General features: G+C 65.1%; 1 protein-coding gene. It reads left to right on the top strand.

The features are described from left to right. Positions 1 to 160: 160 nt before the first annotated feature. Positions 161 to 744, top strand: a 584-nt coding sequence (locus tag C667_RS23605; RefSeq protein ID WP_004391510.1) for an IS1634 family transposase N-terminal domain-related protein, incomplete at its 3' end; no start/stop codon positions are given.

Below are 744 nucleotides of genomic sequence, written 5' to 3' on the forward strand. Positions count from 1 at the left end.
CCGGGGTTCGACACTTAACCCCGATTTTCGCCCCTTTTCGGAAAGTGCCTTCAGCGCTGGCGCGGGTTTGAAGGCCATGATCGCAAAAGTGCTGTGGTGGCACGTTTGTAACAGTCACCTTCAAACTTGACGAGGCTTTGTGCCTGGGTAGAGTGGCGGCATGCACGTCAAGCTCACCACCTCCGGAGGCCGCCGCTACGTCCAGCTCGTCGAGTCCTATCGTGACGAGGCGGGACGGGTGAAGAAGCGCACCGTCGCCACGCTCGGCCGCGCCGAGCAGGTCGATGGTTCGCTCGACGCGGTGATTAACGGTCTGTTGAAGATCACCGGCCGCGAACCGATGGCCGCCAAGCCGCCGGCACCGACGCTGTCGTTCGAGTCCGCGCGCGCGCTCGGTAACGTGTGGGCGCTGACCGAGCTGTGGAAGTCGCTGGGCTTCTCGGAGTTGCGCCGGGTGTTTCGCCGCACGCGCCGCACCACGGACGTGGAAGCGTTGATCCGGCTGATGGTGCTCAACCGCCTGTGCGACCCCGAATCCAAGCTCGGCGTGCTGCGCTGGGTACAGACCGTGGCGCTGCCCGACTTCGGGCCGAAGGCGGTCACGCACCAGCAGTTGCTGCGCAGCCTCGATGCGCTGATGGATCACCAGGACGAGGTCGATGCCGTGGTCGCCGGGCTGCTGCGCCCGCTGATCGACCAGGATCTGTCGGTGGTGTTCTACGACCTCACCACGATCCGCAGCGA

Source organism: Thauera phenylacetica B4P (assembly GCF_000310225.1).
Taxonomy (GTDB): domain Bacteria; phylum Pseudomonadota; class Gammaproteobacteria; order Burkholderiales; family Rhodocyclaceae; genus Thauera; species Thauera phenylacetica.